Source organism: Shewanella sp. (genome assembly GCF_013214165.1).
In the GTDB taxonomy this organism is placed as follows: domain Bacteria; phylum Pseudomonadota; class Gammaproteobacteria; order Enterobacterales; family Shewanellaceae; genus Shewanella.
Window position 1 is genome coordinate 12,097 of record NZ_JABSSM010000044.1, and the last position, 22,811, is coordinate 34,907.

General features: G+C 50.2%; 17 protein-coding genes and 1 pseudogene. 3 read left to right on the forward strand and 15 right to left on the reverse strand.

Annotated features, from left to right (window positions below):
* Positions 1–95 precede the first annotated feature (95 nt).
* From acnD to HRU42_RS13300, 4 genes are all read right to left on the reverse strand, one after another.
* Positions 96–2,714: a Fe/S-dependent 2-methylisocitrate dehydratase AcnD gene (gene acnD, locus HRU42_RS13285; protein WP_295031808.1), complete on the reverse strand. Its 2,619-nt coding sequence runs from the start codon at positions 2,712–2,714 to the stop codon at positions 96–98.
* 103 nt (positions 2,715–2,817) lie between these two features.
* A complete protein-coding gene (prpC, locus tag HRU42_RS13290; RefSeq protein WP_295031809.1) occupies positions 2,818–3,942 on the reverse strand; it encodes a 2-methylcitrate synthase in 1,125 nt (374 codons plus the stop codon).
* Positions 3,943–4,126: 184 nt separating this feature from the next.
* Entirely contained in the window at positions 4,127–5,005 is an 879-nt protein-coding gene (gene prpB / locus HRU42_RS13295) for a methylisocitrate lyase (RefSeq protein ID WP_295031810.1), read from the reverse strand.
* A gap of 58 nt (positions 5,006–5,063) precedes the next feature.
* The gene (locus HRU42_RS13300) at positions 5,064–5,729 is read right to left on the reverse strand and encodes a GntR family transcriptional regulator (RefSeq protein WP_295031811.1); all 666 of its coding nucleotides are present in this window, start codon (positions 5,727–5,729) and stop codon (positions 5,064–5,066) included.
* 260 nt (positions 5,730–5,989) lie between these two features.
* Here HRU42_RS13300 and HRU42_RS13305 point away from each other — a divergent pair, with 260 nt between their 5' ends.
* Positions 5,990–6,385: a hypothetical protein gene (locus tag HRU42_RS13305; protein WP_295031812.1), complete on the forward strand. Its 396-nt coding sequence runs from the start codon at positions 5,990–5,992 to the stop codon at positions 6,383–6,385.
* Between the two features lie 145 nt (positions 6,386–6,530).
* Entirely contained in the window at positions 6,531–7,889 is a 1,359-nt protein-coding gene (locus HRU42_RS13310; protein WP_295031813.1) for a M17 family metallopeptidase, read from the forward strand.
* A gap of 158 nt (positions 7,890–8,047) precedes the next feature.
* Here the strand turns inward: HRU42_RS13310 and HRU42_RS13315 are convergent, their stop codons facing one another.
* Both HRU42_RS13315 and HRU42_RS13320 read right to left on the reverse strand, forming a co-directional pair.
* Positions 8,048–9,640, reverse strand: coding sequence for an ABC-F family ATPase (locus tag HRU42_RS13315; RefSeq protein WP_295031814.1), 1,593 nt, complete (start codon positions 9,638–9,640; stop codon positions 8,048–8,050).
* 310 nt (positions 9,641–9,950) lie between these two features.
* Positions 9,951–12,239: a heavy metal translocating P-type ATPase gene (locus HRU42_RS13320; RefSeq protein ID WP_295031815.1), complete on the reverse strand. Its 2,289-nt coding sequence runs from the start codon at positions 12,237–12,239 to the stop codon at positions 9,951–9,953.
* Positions 12,240–12,440: 201 nt separating this feature from the next.
* Between HRU42_RS13320 and HRU42_RS13325 the strand changes: the two genes are divergently transcribed.
* On the forward strand, positions 12,441–12,824 hold the full coding sequence (locus HRU42_RS13325) for a MerR family DNA-binding protein (RefSeq protein WP_295031816.1): 384 nt from the start codon (positions 12,441–12,443) through the stop codon (positions 12,822–12,824).
* A 92-nt stretch (positions 12,825–12,916) separates the two neighbouring features.
* On the opposite strand, the gene HRU42_RS13330 is transcribed toward HRU42_RS13325, so the two are convergent.
* From HRU42_RS13330 to HRU42_RS13370, 9 genes and pseudogenes are all read right to left on the reverse strand, one after another.
* Complete coding sequence (locus HRU42_RS13330; RefSeq protein ID WP_295031817.1) at positions 12,917–14,989, reverse strand: prolyl oligopeptidase family serine peptidase; 2,073 nt, start codon at positions 14,987–14,989, stop codon at positions 12,917–12,919.
* A complete protein-coding gene (locus HRU42_RS13335; protein WP_295031818.1) occupies positions 14,989–15,249 on the reverse strand; it encodes a hypothetical protein in 261 nt (86 codons plus the stop codon). The genes HRU42_RS13330 and HRU42_RS13335 overlap by 1 nt, the downstream gene beginning before the upstream one ends.
* A 209-nt stretch (positions 15,250–15,458) precedes the next feature.
* The gene (locus HRU42_RS13340; protein ID WP_295031819.1) at positions 15,459–16,217 is read right to left on the reverse strand and encodes an SDR family oxidoreductase; all 759 of its coding nucleotides are present in this window, start codon (positions 16,215–16,217) and stop codon (positions 15,459–15,461) included.
* Positions 16,218–16,221: 4 nt separating this feature from the next.
* On the reverse strand, positions 16,222–17,142 hold the full coding sequence (gene mmsB, locus HRU42_RS13345; RefSeq protein WP_295031820.1) for a 3-hydroxyisobutyrate dehydrogenase: 921 nt from the start codon (positions 17,140–17,142) through the stop codon (positions 16,222–16,224).
* Between the two features lie 139 nt (positions 17,143–17,281).
* A complete protein-coding gene (locus tag HRU42_RS13350) occupies positions 17,282–18,415 on the reverse strand; it encodes an enoyl-CoA hydratase/isomerase family protein (RefSeq protein WP_295031821.1) in 1,134 nt (377 codons plus the stop codon).
* Positions 18,415–19,188 (reverse strand): enoyl-CoA hydratase, encoded by a 774-nt coding sequence (locus HRU42_RS13355; RefSeq protein WP_295031822.1) that lies wholly within the window; start codon positions 19,186–19,188, stop codon positions 18,415–18,417. Before HRU42_RS13355 ends, HRU42_RS13350 begins: the two co-directional genes overlap by 1 nt.
* A gap of 59 nt (positions 19,189–19,247) precedes the next feature.
* Positions 19,248–20,405: an acyl-CoA dehydrogenase family protein gene (locus HRU42_RS13360; RefSeq protein WP_295031823.1), complete on the reverse strand. Its 1,158-nt coding sequence runs from the start codon at positions 20,403–20,405 to the stop codon at positions 19,248–19,250.
* 149 nt (positions 20,406–20,554) lie between these two features.
* Positions 20,555–22,060, reverse strand: a complete 1,506-nt coding sequence (locus HRU42_RS13365) for a CoA-acylating methylmalonate-semialdehyde dehydrogenase (protein ID WP_295031824.1) — start codon at positions 22,058–22,060, stop codon at positions 20,555–20,557.
* Between the two features lie 202 nt (positions 22,061–22,262).
* Positions 22,263–22,811, reverse strand: a pseudogene (locus HRU42_RS13370) (acetyl-CoA C-acetyltransferase); the annotation flags it as partial.

Here is a 22,811-nt window from a genome sequence, read left to right on the forward strand (position 1 = left end):
ACTGTGACTCCGGCCTTATGCTAGTTGAAGAGTGAACTCTCCTCCTCGCTGAAGGCTCTAGGTTGAAGACTTAACTTCCATCCTCGCTGAAGGCGCTACGCTGAAGACTCTAAAAAGTCTTGGGCGAAGCGTTGCAATATTCCCCCCGCCTCATAGATTGTCACTTCCTCTGCGGTATCTAGGCGGCACTTCACCGGGACTTCAACTTGCTCACCACTTTTACGGGTGATGATCAGCGTCAATATCGCCCCTGGCGTGCGCTCGCCAATCACATCATAGGTTTCGCTGCCATCGATGCCATAGGAATGGCGATTATTGCCAGCGGTAAACTCCACCGGTAATACCCCCATGCCCACTAAGTTAGTGCGATGAATGCGCTCAAAACCTTCGGCGACAATCACTTCGACGCCGGCAAGACGTACGCCTTTGGCGGCCCAATCACGTGATGAACCTTGACCATAATCGGCTCCGGCTATGATGATCAAAGGTTGCTTGCGCGCCATATAGGTCTCGATGGCTTCCCACATGCGAGACTCAAGCCCTTCGGGTTCGATACGGGTGAGAGAGCCTTGCTTAACTTCTGTTGTGCCATTCTTACCCAGCTGAGTCACCATTTCATTAAACAGCTTAGGGTTAGCAAAAGTCGCTCTTTGGGTGGTTAGATGATCCCCCCTGTGGGTCGCATAGGAGTTAAAATCAACTTCCGGTAAGCCCATCTTATCCAGATAAGCACCGGCGGCACTGTCGAGCATGATGGCGTTCGAGGGAGACAAGTGATCGGTAGTGATGTTGTCACCAAGCACAGCCAGAGGACGCATGCCCTTCATGGTACGCTCGCCCGCGAGTGCGCCTTCCCAATAAGGAGGCCTGCGGATATAGGTACTCTGGGGACGCCAATCATATAGTGGATCATTGTCACTGCCATATTCGACTTTAATATCGAACATGGGCTCATAGACCTTGCGAAATTGCTCAGGCTTAACACTTTGAGCGATGACTGAATCTATCTCTTCATCGCTGGGCCAGATATCTTTCAAGGTCACATCATTGCCCTGACTGTCTTTGCCAAGCACATCCTTTTCGATATCGAAGCGAATCGTCCCGGCAATGGCGTAGGCGACAACCAGAGGCGGTGACGCTAAGAAGGCTTGTTTGGCATAGGGATGGATACGACCATCGAAATTTCGATTGCCAGAAAGCACCGCCGTGGTATACAAGTCTCTGTCGATCACTTCTTTTTCGATCACAGGATCTAACGCGCCGCTCATGCCGTTACAGGTGGTGCAGGCAAAACCTACGATACCGAAACCCAATTGCTCCAACTCTGACAGCAGTTTGGCATCTTCGAGATACAGCTGCACGGCTTTCGAGCCTGGCGCCAGTGAGGTTTTCACCCAAGGCTTACGCGTCAAGCCCTTGGCATTGGCATTTCGAGCGATAAGGCCTGCGGCGATGACGTTGCGGGGGTTTGACGTGTTAGTACAGCTGGTGATGGCGGCTATGATACAGGCCCCATCTGGCATCAAGTCTTTGCCATCGGCATCTTGCGTCATATCGTAATGACCACTGATCCCCTTCTTGGCCAGATCACTGGTCGACACCCGTCGATGTGGATTAGACGGTCCGGCGATGTTACGGCCAACCGCTGACAAGTCAAAATGCAGCACTCGCTCATACTCGGCATCTTTTAGCGTGTCGGCCCATAAACCAGCTTGCTTGGCATAGTTTTCGACCAGTTTTACCTGTTCAGCATCTCGGCCTGTCAGCTTAAGATAATCTATGGTCATCTCGTCGATATAGAACATGGCGGCAGTGGCGCCAAATTCCGGTGTCATGTTAGATATGGTGGCGCGATCGCCCAATGTCAGCGCCCTGGTGCCTTCGCCATAGAACTCTAGATAGGTCGATACCACTTTCTCACCACGAAAAAACTCGGTGAGCGCCAGCACGATATCCGTCGCGGTGATCCCGTTTTGGCGTTTACCCACCAGCTCGACGCCGACAATGTCGGGCACACGCATGTAACAAGGACGTCCCAGCATGACACTTTCAGCTTCTAAGCCGCCCACACCTATGGCGATAACCCCGAGGGCATCTACATGTGGCGTGTGACTGTCGGTGCCGACCAAGGTATCGGGAAATGCCACGCCATCGCGTGACTGAATAACCGGAGACATCTTTTCCAGGTTGATCTGATGCATGATGCCGTTACCAGGCTGAATAACATCTATGTTTTTAAAGGCCGTTTTCGTCCAGTTGATAAAATGAAATCTGTCAGCGTTGCGCCTGTCTTCGATGGCGCGATTCTTCTCGAAGGCATCTTTCTCAAATCCGGCGTGCTCCACGGCTAAGGAATGATCGACAATCAGCTGAGTCGGCACCACGGGATTGACTTTAGACGGATCGCCGCCCTTGGCGGCGATGGCATCACGCAGGCCCGCCAGATCGACCAGCGCCGTCTGACCAAGAATATCGTGGCACACCACGCGGGCCGGATACCAGGGGAAATCCAAATCTTGCTTGCGCTCGATGATCTGTTTGAGTGATTCGGTCAACTTAGCCGGCTCGCAGCGACGCACCAGGTTCTCGGCATAAACACGAGAACTATAGGGCAACTTACGGTAAGCACCTGGGCTGATAGCGTCAACGGCAGCCTGGGTATCGAAGTAATCGAGTTGACTGCCGGGTAGAGATTTACGGTATTGGGTATTCATCTTTATTTACTCAATTAGCACGGTTCGCTTATATACAGTTCACTTATAAAGCGGGAACCTAGGTCCTGGGGCTAGTTCTTAGGACCTAGATTTTTAGGGGCGCTTATCTTGTTTCGATTGGCGTCACTTTACGTGGCTCGCTGCCGGTGTAATCGGCGCTCGGGCGGATGATGCGGTTATTCGAACGTTGCTCCATCACATGAGCCGCCCAGCCGGTTAAGCGTGAACAGACAAAAATCGGGGTAAACAATTTAGTAGGAATGCCCATGAAGTGATAAGCCGATGCATGGAAAAAGTCCGCATTACAGAAGAGTTTCTTGCTGTCCCACATAAACTCTTCACAGGCGACAGAAATATCGTACAGGCTGGTATCACCATTCTCCTGGGCTAGCTTCTCAGACCAGGCCTTGATGATCACATTGCGTGGATCTGAGGTACGGTAGATGGCGTGGCCAAACCCCATGATTTTCTCTTTACGCTCAAGCATACCCGCCATCTGCACCTTGGCATCGGCTGGAGAGCTGAAGCTCTGGATCATCGCCATTGCCGCCTCATTGGCGCCGCCATGTAGTGGGCCGCTCAATGTACCTATGGCTCCTGTGATACATGAGAACATGTCGGACAGGGTCGATGCACACACACGTGCGGTAAAGGTCGAGGCGTTAAATTCATGCTCGGCATACAAGATTAACGACACATCCATCACGCGGCGATGCTGCTCAGAGGGAGTCTTACCATTGAGAAGATGCAAGAAATGACCGCCGATAGAGGCTTCATCGGTGACGCAATCGATCTCGACGCCTTCATGGGAAAACTTGTACCAGTAACACATGATGGCCGGAAAGGCAGCGAGGAGACGATTGGCGGCGCGATTTTGCTCAGAAAAATCATTTTCTGGCTCTAAGTTACCAAGAAAAGAGCAACCGGTGCGCATCACATCCATAGGGTGTGCATCACGAGGAATACGCTGCAACACCTCTTTGAGCGCCTGGGGCAGGTCGCGTAAGGTACTTAGCTCCGCCTTGTAGGTCTCGAGTTGATCCACAGTCGGCAGTTCGCCATTAAACAACAAGTAGGCGACCTCTTCGAAGCTGGTATTATCGGCCAAGTCTGACACATCATAACCGCAATATGTTAAGCCGCTGCCAGATTTACCCACGGTACAAAGGCTAGTTTCACCGGCGCTCTGACCACGTAGTCCTGCACCACTCAGTTTTTTATCTACCATTGCTGTTTCCTTTATTTGTTAGCTGTGACCTCGCCCCTGCATGCTTGCTTACTTCACAGAGTTTTGCTTACGGGTCATCTATTTTTATCATGGGTTATGTAAGGTTTTATGACGCTCTATCTCCCTGGCAAGTGCACTTTGATTGGACACTCGCCAGGCTTATCTGTTTTTAACGATTCTTAAGCTACTTGTTCTTGCCTGCGCTAAAGAGCACATCTAACTTCTGCTCATAGGCGTGGTACCCCAGATAATCATAGAGTTCCATGCGAGTCTGCATCTTGTCGGTAACCGCCTTCTGATCGCCATCTTTTAGAATCGTTTCATAGACCATTTCTGCCGCCTTATTCATGGCCCTAAAGGCCGATAGCGGATAAAGCACCATGGCACACCCCCACTGGCCGAGTTGCTCTTTATTCCACAACTCGGTCTGACCAAACTCGGTAATATTGGCCAAGATAGGCACATCTAATGCTTCGGCAAAGGCGCGGTAATGCGCCTCTGTTTTCACCGCTTCGGCGAAGATGCCGTCAGCACCGGCGGCAACATAGGCTTTTGCTCGCTCGATGGCAGCGGCTAATCCCTCTTGGGCGAAGGAGTCGGTACGCGCCATGATGAAAAAATCGGGATCCGTGCGAGCATCCACAGCCGATTTGATGCGGTCGACCATCTCTGCAGTCGAGACGATCTCCTTGTTAGGCCTGTGGCCACAACGCTTCTGGGCAACCTGATCTTCCATATGCACGGCTGCCGCTCCCGCCTTCTCCATATCACGTATGGTTTTAGCGATGTTGAACGCCCCGCCCCAACCGGTATCGATATCCACCATTAAAGGTAGATCGCAAGCTGATGTGATGCGTTGTACGTCCACAATCACATCATTCAGCGAGGTCATGCCTAAATCGGGTAAACCATACGAAGCATTCGCCACACCGCCACCGGAAAGATAGATGGCCTGATGACCTATCTGTTTTGCCATCATGGCGGTGTACGCATTGATGGTGCCCACTATCTGCAAGGGGGTATTGTCTGCTAGTGCCTGGCGAAATTTTTTACCTGCGCTCATGCTTTCCTCTCTTATCATTGTGCTGCTATATGCTGATTTAATGGTTTATACCCACCGGTTAACGGCTTTGGGCTAAATTTTGCTCAATATTGTGCTTCGAATACATGATGTGACGACGCATCAAGATCTCAGCCAGCTCCTCATCACGATTGGAAATGGCCTGTACTATGTGTTTATGTTCATCGAATGCCGTGGTGACCCTAGGTCCCGCCATGCCAAGTTGTACGCGATACATGCGCACCAGATGATAGATGCCATTGATGAGCATGGAGATAAGGTGTTTATTCTTGCTACCGAGAATGATGCGGTAATGAAAATCGACATCACCGGCTTCCTGGTAATAGGACTCGCCGCCTTTGACTTCATCAAAATGGGAATTTAACAGAAGGTTGAGATCATCTATCTCACTGGTACTCATGTTTTTTGCCGCTAATCTTGCCGCCATGCCCTCGAGAGATTCGCGAACCTGATATAACTCGAGCAAGCCTTCACTGGATAAGGAGACCACTCGGGCGCCGACGTTGGCTTTACGCTCGACGATATGGCATGAAGCTAATCGATTGATCGCTTCACGAATGATGGCCCGACTGACGCCATATTTTGTCGACAACTCAGTTTCACTCAGCTTGGCCCCCGAAGGGATCTCCCCTTCAACAATATCTTGCCTTAGCTGAATGAAGGTCTTATCTGCCGCGGTAACCGGTTGTTCGGTGTAAAATATCATACGTTCACTAGGGCTTCTTTTACATTAGATTGTCGACAATATAGCCAATAGTTATCAATTGGTCAAACCTAGACCGGTGGATTGTCGACAAAACGCCTGTAGTTGCAAGTTTACATCTAGCAGGAAATCACATAAATCCCGCCCCAACGACCCACTTTTCAACCACAGCACAGGAGACGCCTTAAAGATGTTACCAATGACAGTAATAAAAGCAGCAAGCACGGCTTTGCCTATAGGGTCGCCTATGAGACAATCGGGCCATGAAAATTTATGCCCATATTCACAAGGCCCCCATACGCGTGTTCCGCATCGGCAGAAAACGATTCTGGATCCGTTTAAAACGCGACATGCTTATTTTGAAAGAGGCATTGTCTCAGGAGAAGCAAGAGACCAAAGACATGCTGGTCATCTATAAACGTTACACCAAGAAGCAGGCCAGTCGTGAAGAACTAGTCGAGGCCAATAAGCAATTTGGTGATCTGTTAAAAGGATTAGGCCTGGGCGTATTTGCCCTGCTGCCGTTCGCGCCTATTACTATTCCTCTGGTAGTCAAACTCGGCAAGATGGTAGGCGTAGATGTGCTGCCGAGCTCATTTAACAATCTTTCCAGAAAGAGGAAGAAGCGCTCCGCAAATTTGGCTGAAAATGAAAAATAGCTAGCATCGTTTTAAATTCCCTTATCCTCAATATTCCTCACCTCTGCCTTTACTGACCTTTAACCTGCTTGAATTGCCTGTTACCCTATTGAGCGATAAACATAATCCTCCTCAAATTGTTACCAGCAGCGAGCACGAGTCCAACATGACTGAATTATTGATCTCAGGTGCCCTTGGCACCCCTCTCACCATCTTACACACAGATGCATACTCAACTTGGCTAGCCGAGCAAGACACTCAGACGACAAACTGGCTGGCGACGACTCAGTTTGGCGGAAAAGGCATGAGCCTTATTCCAAACGGTGCAGGTGAACTATCCCAAGCCATATATGTGACCTCAGAGCTAGACTCCTATTGGTTATGCGGCGATCTAGTCAATCAGCTTCCAGCCGGCCGCTACACCATCCAGGGTAGCGAAGAGCAAATCAAGGTCGCGGCATTTAGCTGGGGCCTCGGCGCGTATAAGTTCGACCGTTATAAGCACAATGACAAGGTATATCCGCAACTGGTATTGCCGACTCAGGCTCAGGCAGACGAAGTGAAAAAACTGGTGCGCTCCGTTGCTATTGTTCGCGATCTGGTTAATACACCGGCTGCAGACATGATGCCTCAGCACTTGGGCGAGATTATGGAGAGTTTGGCCAGTGAATTTGGTGCCAACATCACTCAAATCATTGGCGATGACTTGCTCGAACAAAACTACCCGACTATCCATATGGTGGGGCGTGCCAGTGAAAACTTGCCACGCCTGATAGATATGACCTGGGGTGATGAACATGCACCTAGAGTGACTTTAGTCGGTAAGGGTGTGTGTTTCGACTCCGGCGGACTGGATTTGAAACCCGGTGCTGGCATGCGTTTAATGAAGAAAGACATGGGCGGCGCCGCTCACGTTATCGGCCTGGCTCACCAGATCATGGCGAGCAACTTACCCATACGTTTACGCGTATTGGTACCGGCAGTCGAGAATGCGGTATCGGCAAATGCCTTCCGTCCAGGCGATGTGATTAAGACCCGCAAAGGCATCACGGTCGAAATTGATAATACCGATGCTGAAGGCCGCTTAGTGTTGTGTGATGCATTAGCAGAAGCCAACAATGACAAGCCTGAACTGATGATAGATTTCGCAACGCTCACCGGCGCAATGCGTATCGCCTTAGGCACCGAGCTTCCCGGCTTCTTCAGTAACGATGACCAAGTAGCAGCCGATATGACTCAGTCTGGCCTCAAGGTGCAAGATCCTATCTGGCGCATGCCACTGCACAAGCCGTATCTGGAACTCACCGGCAGTGATATTGCCGATTTAGCCAACTGTGGCCGTATTCCTCAAGGGGGTGCCATCACAGCGGCACTTTATCTCGAAGCCTTCGTCGATGCAGATATTAGCTGGTCTCACTTCGATGTGATGGCCTGGAACACGCGTAAGCTTCCCGGTCGCCCTATCGGTGGCGAAGCCTTCGGCATCCGCGCCGTATTCGATTACCTAGAGACACGTTTTGGCTAGGAAAAAGTGAACGCTGCGCTCACGGATAACGGATAACGGATAACGGAAAACGGAACGCTGCGCTCACGGAGATAACTAGATCCCTATACAAAAAAAGCCCGAACTCAGTTCGGGCTTTTTTGTTCAAGCTGTTTAAGCCTACACAGGCTTAGGTGTGCTTACGCATCGACACCCTTGCTTCTAAGGAACTCATCATAGGTGCCCTTGAAGTCATTGATGCCATCCTTGGTCATTTCTATGATGCGAGTCGCAACTGATGAAACGAATGCGCGGTCATGACTGACAAAAATTAGGGTACCTTGGTAGATCTCCAGAGCATTGTTCAATGACTCGATAGATTCCATGTCCATGTGGTTTGTCGGCTCATCCATCACCAAGATATTTGGCTTCTGCATGATAAGCTTGCCAAATAACATACGACCCTTCTCACCACCCGAGAGTACCTTCACCGACTTCTTGATGTCGTCAGAGCTGAACAACATGCGACCCAAGTAACCACGAACCGACTGGTCGTCATCTTCGGGCTTACGCCACTGACTCATCCAATCGAACAAGGTCATGTCATTTTCAAAATCTGACTCATGATCTTGGGCATAGTAACCAATAGCTGAATTTTCAGACCATTGAATGGTACCGCTATCCTGGGGAATATCATGGGTCAAGGTACGCAGTAAGGTCGTCTTACCGATACCGTTCTCACCTAAGATGGCGATACGCTCACCCACTTCCACCATAAGATTTAACTTATTGAACAGTGGCTGTTCGAAGCCCTTACTTAGCTCTTCGACGATCAAGGCATTACGGAACAACTTCTTCTCTTGCTCGAAACGAATAAACGGATTCACACGACTCGAGGCTTTCACTTCATCAATCTTGATCTTATCGATAAGCTTAGCGCGTGAGGTGGCCTGCTTAGCCTTAGATGCGTTAGCAGAGAAACGAGCCACGAAGCCCTGAAGCTCGGCAATTTGCGCCTTCTTCTTAGCATTGTCAGACATCAAGCGCTCACGAGATTGCTGAGCTGCCATCATGTACTCATCATAGTTACCCGGGAAAATACGCAACTCACCGTAATCGAGATCCGCCATATGAGTACAGACTGAGTTTAAGAAATATCTATCGTGAGAGATGATAATCATGGTGCTGTTACGCTGGTTCAGCATCTCTTGCAACCAACGAATGGTGTCGATGTCCAGGTTGTTGGTGGGTTCGTCGAGTAGCAATACATCGGGATCTGAGAACAAGGCTTGTGCCAGCAAAATTCTAAGTTTGAAACCTGGAGCAATGGCGCTCATAAGACCAAAATGTTGATCGACAGGGATACCTACCCCCATCAGAAGTTCACCGGCACGAGACTCGGCGGTGTAGCCGTCCATCTCGGCAAATTCCATCTCTAAATCGGCAACCTTGATGCCATCCTCTTCCGTCATTTCAGGCAGAGAGTAGATGCGGTCACGCTCTTTCTTGACTTCCCAAAGCTCTTCGTGGCCCATGATAACGGTATCAATCACGCTGAACGCTTCATAACCAAACTGGTTCTGACTCAATTTACCGATACGCTCGTTGATATCCAGAGAGACATTACCCGCGGTCGGCTCGAGATCGCTACCTAAGATCTTCATAAAGGTTGACTTACCACAGCCGTTCGCGCCGATCAGACCATAACGGTTGCCGCCGCCGAATTTAACTGAGATGTTTTCAAACAGTGGCTTAGCGCCAAACTGCATGGTGATATTAGCTGTAGTAATCAAGTGTTAGATCCCAAAAATTATTATGCAATGTGATGTATAAACGAGCAAAATCAAGCGCGATATTATAGCCAGCAGTCGACAAACAATCAACTAAAAGCGAACGAGCTAGCGATGAACATTTTCCATTGCAGGAAGATTTGATGGGGGGACCCGAACAGGCTTTATTCAGGTTCCTCAAGTATCAAGCATTTGACCTATTACTTGCTCAACTTCACATGTCTTAGCCTGTTAGCGTTGGTCACTACTGTTAATGAGGGTCATTAACAACAAGAGTGCCATCGCGGCTCAGGCTATCACAAGGATGCTTAAGTTAACTCAACTTCACGTGTCTCAAGCGGTTAGCGTTTGTCACTACAGTCAGAGAAGAGAGTGCCATCGCGGCTCCCGCTATCACAGGATTAAGCAATATGCCGGTTAGCGGGAACAAGACACCTGCGGCGATTGGAATGCCTAAGCTGTTGTATATGAACGCGCCGAATAAATTCTGCTTGATGTTCCTCATGCTGGCATTGGCCAAGGCAAAGGTATCGGCCAGCACCGACAAACGTCCGGTTAGTAAGGTCAAATCGGCACTCTCGATGGCAACTTCGGTGCCATCTCCCATGGCGATCCCCACATTGGCGCTCATCAAGGCGGGGGCATCATTGATACCATCTCCTACCATGGCGACGATCTCTCCACTCTCTTTGAGTTCGATAATCTTAGCCTGTTTCTGCTCGGGCAAGACGCCGGCAATGACTTCATCTATGCCCACTTCATCGGCAACGGCCTGCACCGTCTCTTGCTTGTCGCCGCTGAGTAATATCACCCGCTTACCAGCACGTTTAAGTGCGGCTATGGCGTCTTTGGCATCGGGTTTCACCGGGTCGCTGATGGCAATAACACCGACTAGGCGTCCTTCTCTTGCCACATACACCGGGGTATTACCAAGCTGGGCCAAAGCCTCAACCTCATCTTGTAGAGCATCTACACCCGATATGCCCTCCATGACCATCAAGCTCATATTGCCTATGGCCAGCTCCACGCCAGAGACGATACCCACTATGCCCTTTCCCTGAATATTGTTGAAACGTTCAGGTTCTACCAAACTTAGCTCGCGCGTCTTGGCTTCATCCAGCATAGCCTGAGCTAATGGGTGTTCGGAATGTTGTTCCAGACTCGCCACCAGCAATAAGAGTTGCTCAGATGCAGCGGCTTGACTGTCAGTGCTACTGTCATGGCCAAGCAAAAGAATGTCGGTTACCGAAGGCTTACCCGATGTGATAGTGCCTGTCTTGTCCAGCACCACACAGGTGACCTTACTCGCAGTTTGCAGCGCCTCGCCATTCTTAATCAAGACGCCCATCTGGGCGGCTCGTCCAACGGAGACCATGATAGACATAGGTGTCGCTAATCCCAGCGCACAGGGGCAGGCTATGATAAGTACACTGGTTAACACGACTAGCGCATGTGATATCTGAGGCGCAGGTCCCACCAAGTACCACACCACAGCAGCGACCAGGGCAATAACTACCACCACAGGAACAAAGTACGCCGATATCTTATCCGTCAGCCTGCCTATGGGGATTTTCGATGTTTGTGCCTGCTGAACCAAATCGATAATTTTCGCTAGACGAGTATCGGTTAATCCGGCTGTCACGCGGTAGATGAGGCTGCCATTGCCGTTGACCGTGCCGGCACTGAGCGTAGCGCCAATGCTCTTAGACACAGGAATAGGCTCACCGGTTAACATGGACTCGTTAAGGTTCGACTCGCCACTCAATACCTCGCCGTCTAAGGCGACTCGACTGCCAGGTTGTAGTCTCAACTTATCACCGAGCCGTATTTGGGCAATGTCGACCTCTTCATCCCCAGAATCGGTCAGCCTTATTGCTGTGGTAGACTGTAATCCGATAAGGCGCTGAACCGCTTCACTGGTCTTGCCCTTAGCCCTGAGTTCCAGCGCATGGCCCAAGTTAATCAAACCCAGAATCATCACACTGGCTTCGAAGTAGACATGACGGGTTTCGGCCGGGAACCAGGAAGGCATAACCACCACCAGCATAGAATAGGCCCATGCTGTGGTAGTGCCGAGCACTATCAAGGTGTCCATGTTGGCACTGCGCGCCTTAAGTGCACGCCACATTCCCTTATAAAAATGTCCGCCAGTGGTCACTAGCAAGATAAAGGTGATGATACCCATGACCCCCCAAGCCAATTGCTGACTGGGGTTATTCACCATCATCTCACCGCCCAATAGCCCCCATAACATCATGGGGACGCCTAAGCCTAATCCCAGCATAGATTGGATGATACGGGTGCGGTACTCGGCTCGCTCGGCCTGGATTTTCTTCTCGCTGGCTAGCTTGGAATCCAGCACCAGCTCACTGTCATAACCGACACTTGCCACGGTCACTATTGCTAACTCACTGCTAATATCACCTTGAATGTGCACCTGTTTATCGGCCAAGTTCACCCGTGCAGACACCCGTGCGACCAACTGAGTATCCACACCAGGCTGTGATAACTTTTCGAATGCGGCTTCAATTTTCCCTACACAAGCGGCGCAGTTCATTTGAGGTACATATAAGGTCATGCTATTGATATGTTTCATCTTCATCGATCCCCCGGACTCAAAACATTGCGTCTCGATCACGTTTATCTCACTGGCTACTTCTCATTTCACTGCGCCTAGGTTAACGTCTCCCCTAGTAGGAGAGTCAAACCCTTATTGAGAATTAATTCACCTTGTTGAATTTAATTCTCGCTCGATTACTTTTGAGCACCCTGTGAGTGTGATGAATACCTAATGAGGCTTATGATGAAAATTGGTGAAGTGGCAAAAAAGACCGGTCTATCGGTTAAGAGTATTCGTTATTACCACGACATAGGCCTTATCTGCGCCGCACGGGGTGAGAACGGCTACAGAGAATATGATAAACCTCAGATCGATTCCCTTAACTTTATCAGTCACAGTCGCGACTTAGGTTTCTCTCTCGATGATTGCCGCTCTTTGCTCGATCTCAAGCTCAATCAAGACAGAGATGCCGAGGATGTAAAACGCTTGGCTAAGACTCATCTGGACATAGTGAGTGATAGAATAACCAAGTTACAGGCACTCGAGAGCCAGTTAAAGCATCTGATTAGTGATTGTCGCGGCGGCCATCAGCCGGACTGCGCCATACTGAGTGGACTCAGTGAATAGTCTGGCTAATCCAGCAAATTTAATGGCCGGCTTTAAAAAATAGCTCGCTCCTAATCCTAACCGCTCAATATAATGCCGGTACATGCCGGCAATTAGTGTTTTTTTAGCCGCTGAGCATTCTCAATGTTCAAGATTGGAATATCACCTGCGGGAGTGAAGCCAAACACCTTGCCATAAAAATACAGCTCGGCTTCGATAGCGGTCATTCGATTTAGCGGATCCCGCAAATTATGCCCCTCGCCCTCGAATTCGAGATAGGCCACGGGGATCCCTCGCACTTTGAGTCGGTTAAATACCTCTGTGGATTGCTTAGCCAATACCACGGGATCATCACCTCCCTGGATCAGCAACAAGGGCTCATTTAGCGTGTCGATGTGATGTAATGGAGAGCGCTCACGATACAGGTTATTTTCGGCTGAATTTGTACCAACCAGTAATTCTAAATAGCTGGACTCAAACTTATGCGCATCTTGGCTCAACACCTCCATATCACTGATGCCAGCATAGCTCACACCCGCTTTAAACGTATTGTAGAACACCAGTGCCGATAATACGGTAAGCCCTCCAGAATTAGCCCCTCTCATCGCCAGTTTAGTGCCATCAACCCAGCCCTTATTGACCAGATATCCGGCCGCTCGCACGGCGTCCTCCACATCGGCGACGCCCCATTTTCCATACAGGCTTTGACGATAGGCTCGCCCGAAACCTGAGCTGCCACGATAATTGAGATCCAGCACTGCAAAACCACGACTGGTCCAGTATTGAATATCCCGCCTAAATGCCAAACTGGCTTTGGCAGTCGGTCCGCCATGCAGCATGACCAACAAGGGAGGTCTTGAGCCTCTAAGGCCAATGAAGTCAGGGTTTTTCGCGCCATAAAAATACCCATAGATGGTGACACCGTCACCGGATTTCAGGCTGACACTTAGGGCTCTGGAGATATAATTAGGATCCACGGTCGCAAGTTTTGGTGAGTAGATAAGCGCCACCCCTCGTCCTTTCACCTGATAGATCCCTTTTTCTGGAGTCACTTTAGCCCCGACGAAGTAGATACCGTCTTCCCCCGCCACCACCTGTGATATCTCGCCGAAATCCACGGCAATGGGCTCGGTGATACCGGTATCGAGAAAAATTCTAATCAGTGAAGCTTGTCCTTTATCACTGTAACTGGCGATGATGGTATTATCTGACTCGAAGGCATAATTATGATTCCCCAACTTCCAGTCAGGTACTGCAAATTCGGCATCTTTATCCAGCACTTTCTCCAACTCGCCATCGGAATTGATGCGATACAAGTTCCACCAATTGTCAAAATCGGCCACGAAGTAGAGCTGACCACTAGGACTAAATGATGCTTGTGTGATGGAGCCTTTTTTATCGGACAATAATCGCTTAGGATTATGCACCCCACCTCTAGGATCGAGTTCGCCTATCCAAAGCTCAGTATTATCCCAGGGCATATTCGGATGCTGCCAAGCAATCCAAACCAAGGTGTTCATATCCGGTGATACCCTTGGCGTCGAATAAAAATCATCCCCGTCGATTAGGATTTCACCTTCCCCGGCAAAGTTAAGATTAAGCGCCACTAGGCTTGAAGTCGGTTCTCCACTGTTTCTATGGTCTTCACGCACACAGATGATTCTGGAGCCTTTTGAATACGACACACAATCGGCATGACGGGTACCAGGCATAGTTAAAGGGACGGGATCTTGGTTAGGCGCGAAGCGATAGATGAGCTGATCATCTGCTTTGGAGGCGAAAATACTCTGACCAATACCAAGAAATGGTGAGCCGCCATATTCATGTACTCTCGTTCTGACATCGAATGCCGAGCTCACCGCATCGCTCAAGCTTGCTCCTGTCTCCAGACGCTTGATGCCTATCTTACCCTGAGCCGATGAGTCAGATTGCACAAAATAGAGGGCACCGTTGACGCTCTGCAATTCACCAAAATCATCTGATAAACCATAAACGTCTTCCGCTGTTATGGGTGACAGCCAGCTGCCATAAGCCGCGATTTGAAGGCCACTTCGCTTGTCAATTTTATCAACAGGAGCCGGTTTACCGCATGCCGTTAGTAAGCATAGGAGCAACAATGACAATAAAGGCATAAAATAAAAATGCTGTCTCACTCTTGGTTCCTGTTTCCATATGAAGGTCATCATTATTTTCGAGTTAACTTTTGCTTAAACCATAAAATAACCGCTAGTTGCCTAGTTTGGGCCAGGCCAAAATAGATACAAATCCAGGGAGACAGCAGAAGGTACCATGGCAAAGCCGATGTATCATAGCCCTTGAACATCAGATAGAAGAAACCCGAATAGATAACGATCAAGCCAACACCACCCACCAGCAAGATCACATGTCTTGCGGTTTTTTCCAGCCAGACCATCTGTTTATCGAACATCAACTCAGCTTTCCCCATTGATTAACATCGAACATTATCACGTATCATAACCACATATGTAAGTACTTGTGTGAGTACTTGTGTGAGTGTAATTGTAATTGCAATCGCCACACTTGTTAATCCCAATGGCTTAATTATCCCCATAAAAACAAAAAACGGGCCTAAGCCCGTTTTATTATTGATCCTATTACCCTAAAAACTCGCTCCTAGGTTCTAGACACCCATGTCTATATACGTATGCCGCCATCAATCTCGAATACACGGCCATTAACGTAATCGTTCTCTATGATGAACTTAACTGTCGATGAAATCTCGCTAGGTTGACCCAGACGGCCAACTGGCACCATCTTCTCCATACGTGCTAACGCTTCAGGCTTCATCGCAGCCGTCATTTCAGTTTCAATCACACCTGGCGCTACCGCTGCGCTGCGAATATTGTATCTTGCCAACTCTTTCGCCCAGCCAACAGACATAGCAGCTACACCCGCTTTAGAAGCCGAGTAGTTAGTCTGGCCCATATTGCCCGCCTTGGCTAAGCTGGAGATGTTGATGATCACGCCTTCTTGCTTAGATTCGATCATGGCAGCCGCAGCTTCACGTCCACACAGGAATGAGCCGGTTAGGTTGACGTTAATCACAGACTGAAACTGCTCATATGACATACGGTCTGTCACCTTACCCTCTTTGGCCTTGATTAGCATGCCATCGGCTAAGATCCCTGCATTGTTGATAAGCACATTCACTTGACCGAAATCTTCCAGGATAAAACCGAAACCTGCCACCACATCTTCTTCTGAGGTAATATCAAAGGCATAACCTTGTACTTCTGCTCTGTCGCCAATATCTGCGCAAGCACGTTCAAGCTTCTCTTGATCGACATCGATAAGGGCTATTTTAGCGCCAGCTGCGGCTAAATCCACCGCCATAGCCAAACCAAGTCCACCAGCACCACCAGTAATTACCACTACCTTATCTTTTAAATCCATCGAGTTACCCTTTGCTTTTAATTTGTTGAATATTAGAAAACTGTTCAAAAATACTAGAAAAATCTCGTGTGCCATTGCCTTGACGAGCATGGTTCACATATAAACTGCGTGCAAGCGCGCCCATTGGCGTACTGGAATTAGTCAGTAATGCCGCCTCTTGGGATAGGCCAAGATCTTTAACCATAAGATCGACCATGAAGCCGCCCTGATAACCATTCGACGACGGTACAGACTCCATCACATCCGGACAAGGATTATATTTATCTAGCGTCCAATTACCACCACTACTGACCTTCATTATCTCAGATAACACCTTAGGATCTAAGCCATGGTCAATTCCCATTTGCAGAGATTCACTGGTGGCTATCATCAGCACAGATAGCAGCATGTTATTACAAATTTTGGCCACCTGACCGGCGCCGGGTCCACCGGCGTGTAAAATATTGGCGCCCATATGACTTAGCACCTTAGAGGCCTGCTCAAATCCGCTGTCGCTGCCACCACAAATAAAGGTCAATGTCCCGGCCGCCGCCCCTGCCGTGCCACCCGATACGGGCGCATCGACAAACTCAAACCCCTTTCTCGCTGCAACTTCGGCGACCTGTTTAGCGCTCTGGGCATCTATGGTCGAGCAATCGATCAATAAGGTCCCCGCGGCCACCACATCGAGCAAGCCCTTATCAGAGCTGCCTTCACCTAGGTAGAGCGCGCGAACATGTTTGCCCGCTGGCAGCATGGTGATCACCACATCGGCACCTGACGCTGCGCCGCAAGCACTCTTGGCTGCAAGTGCGCCAACGTCAGTCAGAGACTTCATCGCCTCAGGGACGAGATCGAACACCTTAACCATCACGCCTGACTTCACTAAATTGGCCGCCATAGGCGCGCCCATATGTCCCAATCCGATAAATGCGATACTTGTCATCTAACACTCCTTAGCTAAAGTAATTTCGACTCATTTCAAGCTTGCTGTATTACCCATGTCTGTTTAACTGTCGCCAGCTCCACTGCGTTAATAGCCTAGCAGTGTGCTGACCGCAGTTTTTAAGCTAACGCTCTTGCAGCTAAAGCGCCTCCAACTGAGCTAAGGGGTGCGATGCTAAAGACCAAGGTGAGCTCAACATCTGCTCGATTAAGCGAGTCGGCACATCCGCCACTCGGTTAAACTTCCACTGGGGATGGCGATCTTTATCGATAAGCAGGGCTCTGACTCCTTCGGAAAAATCTCCCAGGGCGCAGCAGTTCACACTCAAGCCAAGCTCGAACCTAAATACTGCCGCCAGACTCAGTTCAGTGCCGAGCTGCGCTTGGCGATAAATAAGTTGCAAACTGATGGGGCTACCAGACAGCATGGTCTTGATGGGCCGCGCTAACCAAGACTCCTTAAGCTCAAGCTCGCCGACTCGCGCCATTATCTGCTCGAGCGAGCCCGACATCAGTACATCTATGTCATCTTTATACGTCTCGAGCTGCCCCTTGGCTAACCCAGCGCTCGCTTCGGCTCCGGTGCGATTAAGCTCGTCGCCGAGCAAGCTGTGATTAACCTCGGTGTCATCACCCCAATTCAGGCAGGCTAAACTATCAAGCAAGGGCTGTTTATCATCATCTTGAATGAAATAATTAGCGATCCCCACATATTTGGCATCGGCAGCATTCATGTTATAAGCCGTCAGCCCCAGGAATAAACCTAGCTTTCCCGGCATGCGATTAAGAAAGTAGCTGCCACCGACATCGGGATACAGGCCTATGGTCACCTCAGGCATGGCGATACGTGAACGCTCGGTCACCACACGGTGACTCGCGCCCATCATCAGGCCCAGCCCACCTCCCATGACGATACCCGTTCCCCAGACTAAAATAGGTTTAGCATAGGTATCGATTAGATAATCGAGTCTATATTCCTGCTCAAAAAACGCTGTCGCCTGCTCGGTAAGTTCACCCGGCGTGGCGACAGATGCATGATAGATGGCCCTGACATCACCGCCAGCGCAGAAGCCTTTCTCGCCTGCACCATCTAACATCACCATGGCGATAGCATCATCATCTTGCCAGCGCCTAAGCTGAGCATACATCAGCTGCACCATCTCGAGATTGATGGAATTAAGGGCTTGTTCCATATTCAGGGTCATGACCCCGATCTGCTTGCCAGAGGCTGTACCTAAGGTTTGAAATACCACACTATTGCTTGAGTCAGTCATCAGCAGTTCTTCCAATTAGCCTTACGTTTCTCTAGGAAAGCCGCCACTCCTTCGGCCTGATCTTGGGTATCGAACAGGTCCGCAAACAGCGCTCGCTCCATGGGTAAGGCCTGGTTTCTCGGCATATTTCGCCCGGCTTGGATCAGAGTCTTACAGGCTTTAATACTGCTGGGGCTCTGCTTCGCCACTTTGGCGGCTAATGCCATGGCCGCATCGAGCGCGGCGCCGGTTTCCACCACCTCCTCGACCAGTTTTAGCTGCAGCGCTTGCTCCGCGCCCACTCGCTCACCACATAATATCATCCGCTTAGCCCAGCCTTCCCCGATGAGCGCCGCCAGGTTTTGTGTCCCCCCAGCACAAGGAAGCAGACCCACGGTCGCTTCGGGCAAGGCCATCACAGCCTGAGATTCGGCGATGCGTAGATCACAGGCCAGCGCTACTTCTAAACCGCCGCCCATGGCATAGCCATTGATTGCCGCGATTGACACGCCGCGAAATGCACTCAAGGCTTCGAACGCTGCACCGAAACAATGGGCCATATTGGCAGCATGGTCTTTATCGCCATCGGCAAACAACTTGAGATCGGCCCCGGCGGAGAAAAACTTGTCCCCTTCACCTGTGATAACCAGGGCATAAATCTGCGGATTATCATTGAGTGCCTCAACCTTCTGCTTCAGCAGCTGCAGGCTCTGGGCAGTCCAGGTATTCGCTGGCGGATTGCTCATGGTGATCACTGCGGTATTACCTACAATCTTCTCTATCAGGGCTGTCATCTGTTACTTCCTTTTAAATTACAAAATTGTGTCCGGCGTGCTCATTTATCAGGCTGTCATTACAAGATCTGTCCGGCGCTGTCATCGAGCAAACGTCTCGCGATGATCAAGCGCATGATCTCGTTAGTGCCTTCCAATATCTGGTGTACGCGCACATCACGTACATGACGCTCTAAGGGATATTCACGTATGTAGCCATAGCCGCCGTGCAGCTGCAACGCCGCATCACAGACTTGAAAACCGACATCAGTGGCGAAGCGTTTCGCCATGGCGCAGTACGCCGAGGCTTCTGGATCGCCACAATCGAGTTTAAAGGCCGCTAAACGCACAATTTGTCTTGCTGCCACTAATTCAGTCGCCATGTCGGCGAGTTTAAATTGCAACGCCTGAAACGTGGCGATAGGCTTGCCAAACTGCTGGCGCTCTTTCATATATTGAGTGGCGCGCTCAAGCGCCGCCTGAGCCGTACCCACAGAGCAGGTGGCGATATTGATGCGTCCGCCATCCAGCCCCTTCATGGCGAAGGTGAAGCCTTGTCCCTCTTCACCCAAAAGGTTGGTTACCGGTACTCGCACTTGACTGAAGGTGATTTCACGCGTTGGTTGAGCATTCCAGCCCATCTTGTCTTCCGCCTTGCCATAGGTTACCCCTTTAGCATCGGCAGGGACCACTATGGCTGAGATGCCTTTAGGTCCATCTTGTCCCGTGCGGCACATGACCACTAAAAGCTCGGTCGCCCCTGCACCTGAGATAAACATCTTAGTGCCGGAGATAACATACTCATCGCCCTCTCTCACCGCTTTGGTCTTAAGCGATGCGGCATCGCTGCCCGCCCCCGCTTCGGTTAAGCAATAAGATGCCAGTTTCTGCCCCGTGGTTAATGGCTCTGACCACTCCTTTCTCAAGGTTTCAGAGCCAAAACTGGTCACCATCCAGGTCGCCATATTATGTATGGTCAACATGGCAGTGGTGGATGTACAGCCCATGGCCAGTTGTTCGAAGATGATCGATGAATCGAGACGTGATAATCCCATGCCGCCTTCACTCTCTGGCGAATACAGGGAGCAGAAACCCAGCTCTCCGGCGCGTTGAATGACATCTTTAGGGAAGTGGTGGTCTCTATCCCATTGAGCTGCAAATGGGGCGAGTTCGTCTTGTGAAAACTGTTGGGCTAGATCGGCAAATTGGCGCTGATCATCACTGAGGTTAAAATCCATCTAGGGTCTCCTACGGCACTTTTGTAATAGAGCTCGAGCTCTTTGCTTTGATGTGCCTGCCTGTTTATTGAATCAATAATATGGTAATCATCCTTAGGCGGATAAGGTATCCACCTAAGGTGCTTAAGTGTTACTCGCTATCAGGCCTGTTACTTAAGCTCAATCGTCATGTTGGGGGCTGCATGCTCGACGTCACTTATCTGTGACTCGAACCAGCGCGCCGTGATGGTCTTGGTTTCGGTATAGAAACGTATCGCCTGCTTACCATAGGCATGTTGATCGCCATAGAAGCTCCCCTTCCAGCCGGTGAAAGAGAAGAAGGGTAAAGGCACAGGAATAGGCACATTGATCCCCACCTGACCCACTTCTATCTCGTGCTGATATTTACGCGCGACCGCGCCACTGGCGGTAAAGATTGAGGTTCCGTTGCCATAGGGGCTGTCATTGACTATCTCGATGGCCTCTTCCAGGGTATCGGACTCCATGCAGCACAGCACTGGACCGAAGATCTCTTCTTTATAGATGGTCATATCTGTGGTGACATTGCTAAACATAGTCGGACCCACCCAGTTGCCGGATTCATAACCTGGCACGGTACATTCAGAACCGTCGAGCAGACACGTGGCGCCCTCCGCCTTACCTTGCGCGATAAGCGACAGCACTCGCGTTTTGGCTGCTGGGCTTATCAGTGGCCCATAGCCCGCCTCTTTATCATCCCACAGACCGGGTTTGACCTTGGCAATGGCTTCCTTGAGCTCAGGGATCCACTCCTTGGCCGCACCGACAAAAATCGCCACAGATAGCGCCATGCAACGTTGACCCGCCGCGCCCACCGAGGCGCCGACTAAGTTATTAATAACTTGCTGCTTATTGGCATCAGGCATGACAACACAGTGATTCTTAGCGCCGGCAAACGCCTGTACACGCTTGAGGTTATCCGTGCCTGTCTTGTAGATATATTGACCCACGGCCACAGAGCCTACGAAAGAGATAGCCTTGATGTCTTGATGGTTCAGCAGCACATCTACCGCTGTCTTATCACCATGCACTAGCTGTAACACGCCCTTAGGTGCACCGGCCTCTTCGAACAATTCAACCAGACGCTGAGGCGTCATGGGATCTTGCTCCGAAGGCTTGAGTACGAAGGTGTTACCGCAGGCGATAGACAAGGGGAACATCCACAGCGGGATCATGGCAGGGAAATTAAACGGGGTAATACCGGCACACACGCCCAGAGGTTGGCTGTAACTATAAGTATCTATGTTTCTGGCCACATTCTCGACGGTTTCCCCCATGATCAGGGTTGCAACATTACAGGCATGCTCGGCCACTTCGATACCGCGCCAGACATCGCCTTTAGCATCATCGAAGGTCTTACCCGTCTCATGAGCCAGAATAGTGGCCAGCTCATCATGGTGCTCTTTCAGCAGATGCTGATATCTGAACATCACCCGGGCACGCTCGGAAACGGGCACTTCTTTCCAGGTTTTGAAGGCTGATTTTGCGCTAGCGATGGCCGTTTCCACCTCTTGGACGGTGGCGGCGTTAATCACGGCTATGGTTTCATTGTTGGCAGGATTCGTTACCGAGATTTGTTGCTTGCCGATACCTTCGATAAACTGGCCGTCGATATAATGTTTCACTTGAGTGGTCATATTGCTTCCCGTTAAGACTGCTTGAAACAAGTTTGCTGTGGTTTATTATTTTTTTATCCACCGAAAACTTGTTGCCTTGTTGATTGCGGCACATGAGTGACTCGCTGTTTACTCACATACTTATCTGATGATTCTCTATCTTTTATTGGCTTTAATGACCAATAAAAAAGGCCTATCTTTGCAGACAAGCCTTATGGTCAAGTTAAACTTCGATTGCCATCGCAGTGGCTTCGCCGCCACCGATACAGAGCGAGGCAACACCGCGCTTGAGCCCGCGGGCCTTGAGTGCATGTATCAGTGTCACTAACAAACGCGAACCCGAGCAGCCAATAGGATGGCCCAGTGCACAGGCGCCGCCATTGACGTTGACCTTAGACTCATCAAGAGAGAGCTCAGAGATGGCCAACATGGTCACCATGGCGAAGGCTTCGTTGATCTCAAATAGATCCACATCATCCTTACTCCAGTTCACCTTATCGAGCAGCTTGTTCATCGCGCCAACTGGCGCCGTGGTAAACAGTGATGGCTCCTGGGCATGGGTGGCATGGCCCTTGATAGTGGCGAGTATCGGCAAGCCCTGAATATTGGCCTGTTTCGCCGTCATCAACATCAGCGCCGCCGCGCCATCTGAAATTGAGCTTGAATTGGCTGCGGTTATGGTGCCGTCTTTAGCAAAAGCCGGACGCAGGGTGGGGATCTTATCGGGACGGGCATTACCCGGCTGCTCATCGGTATCGACTAGAGTATCACC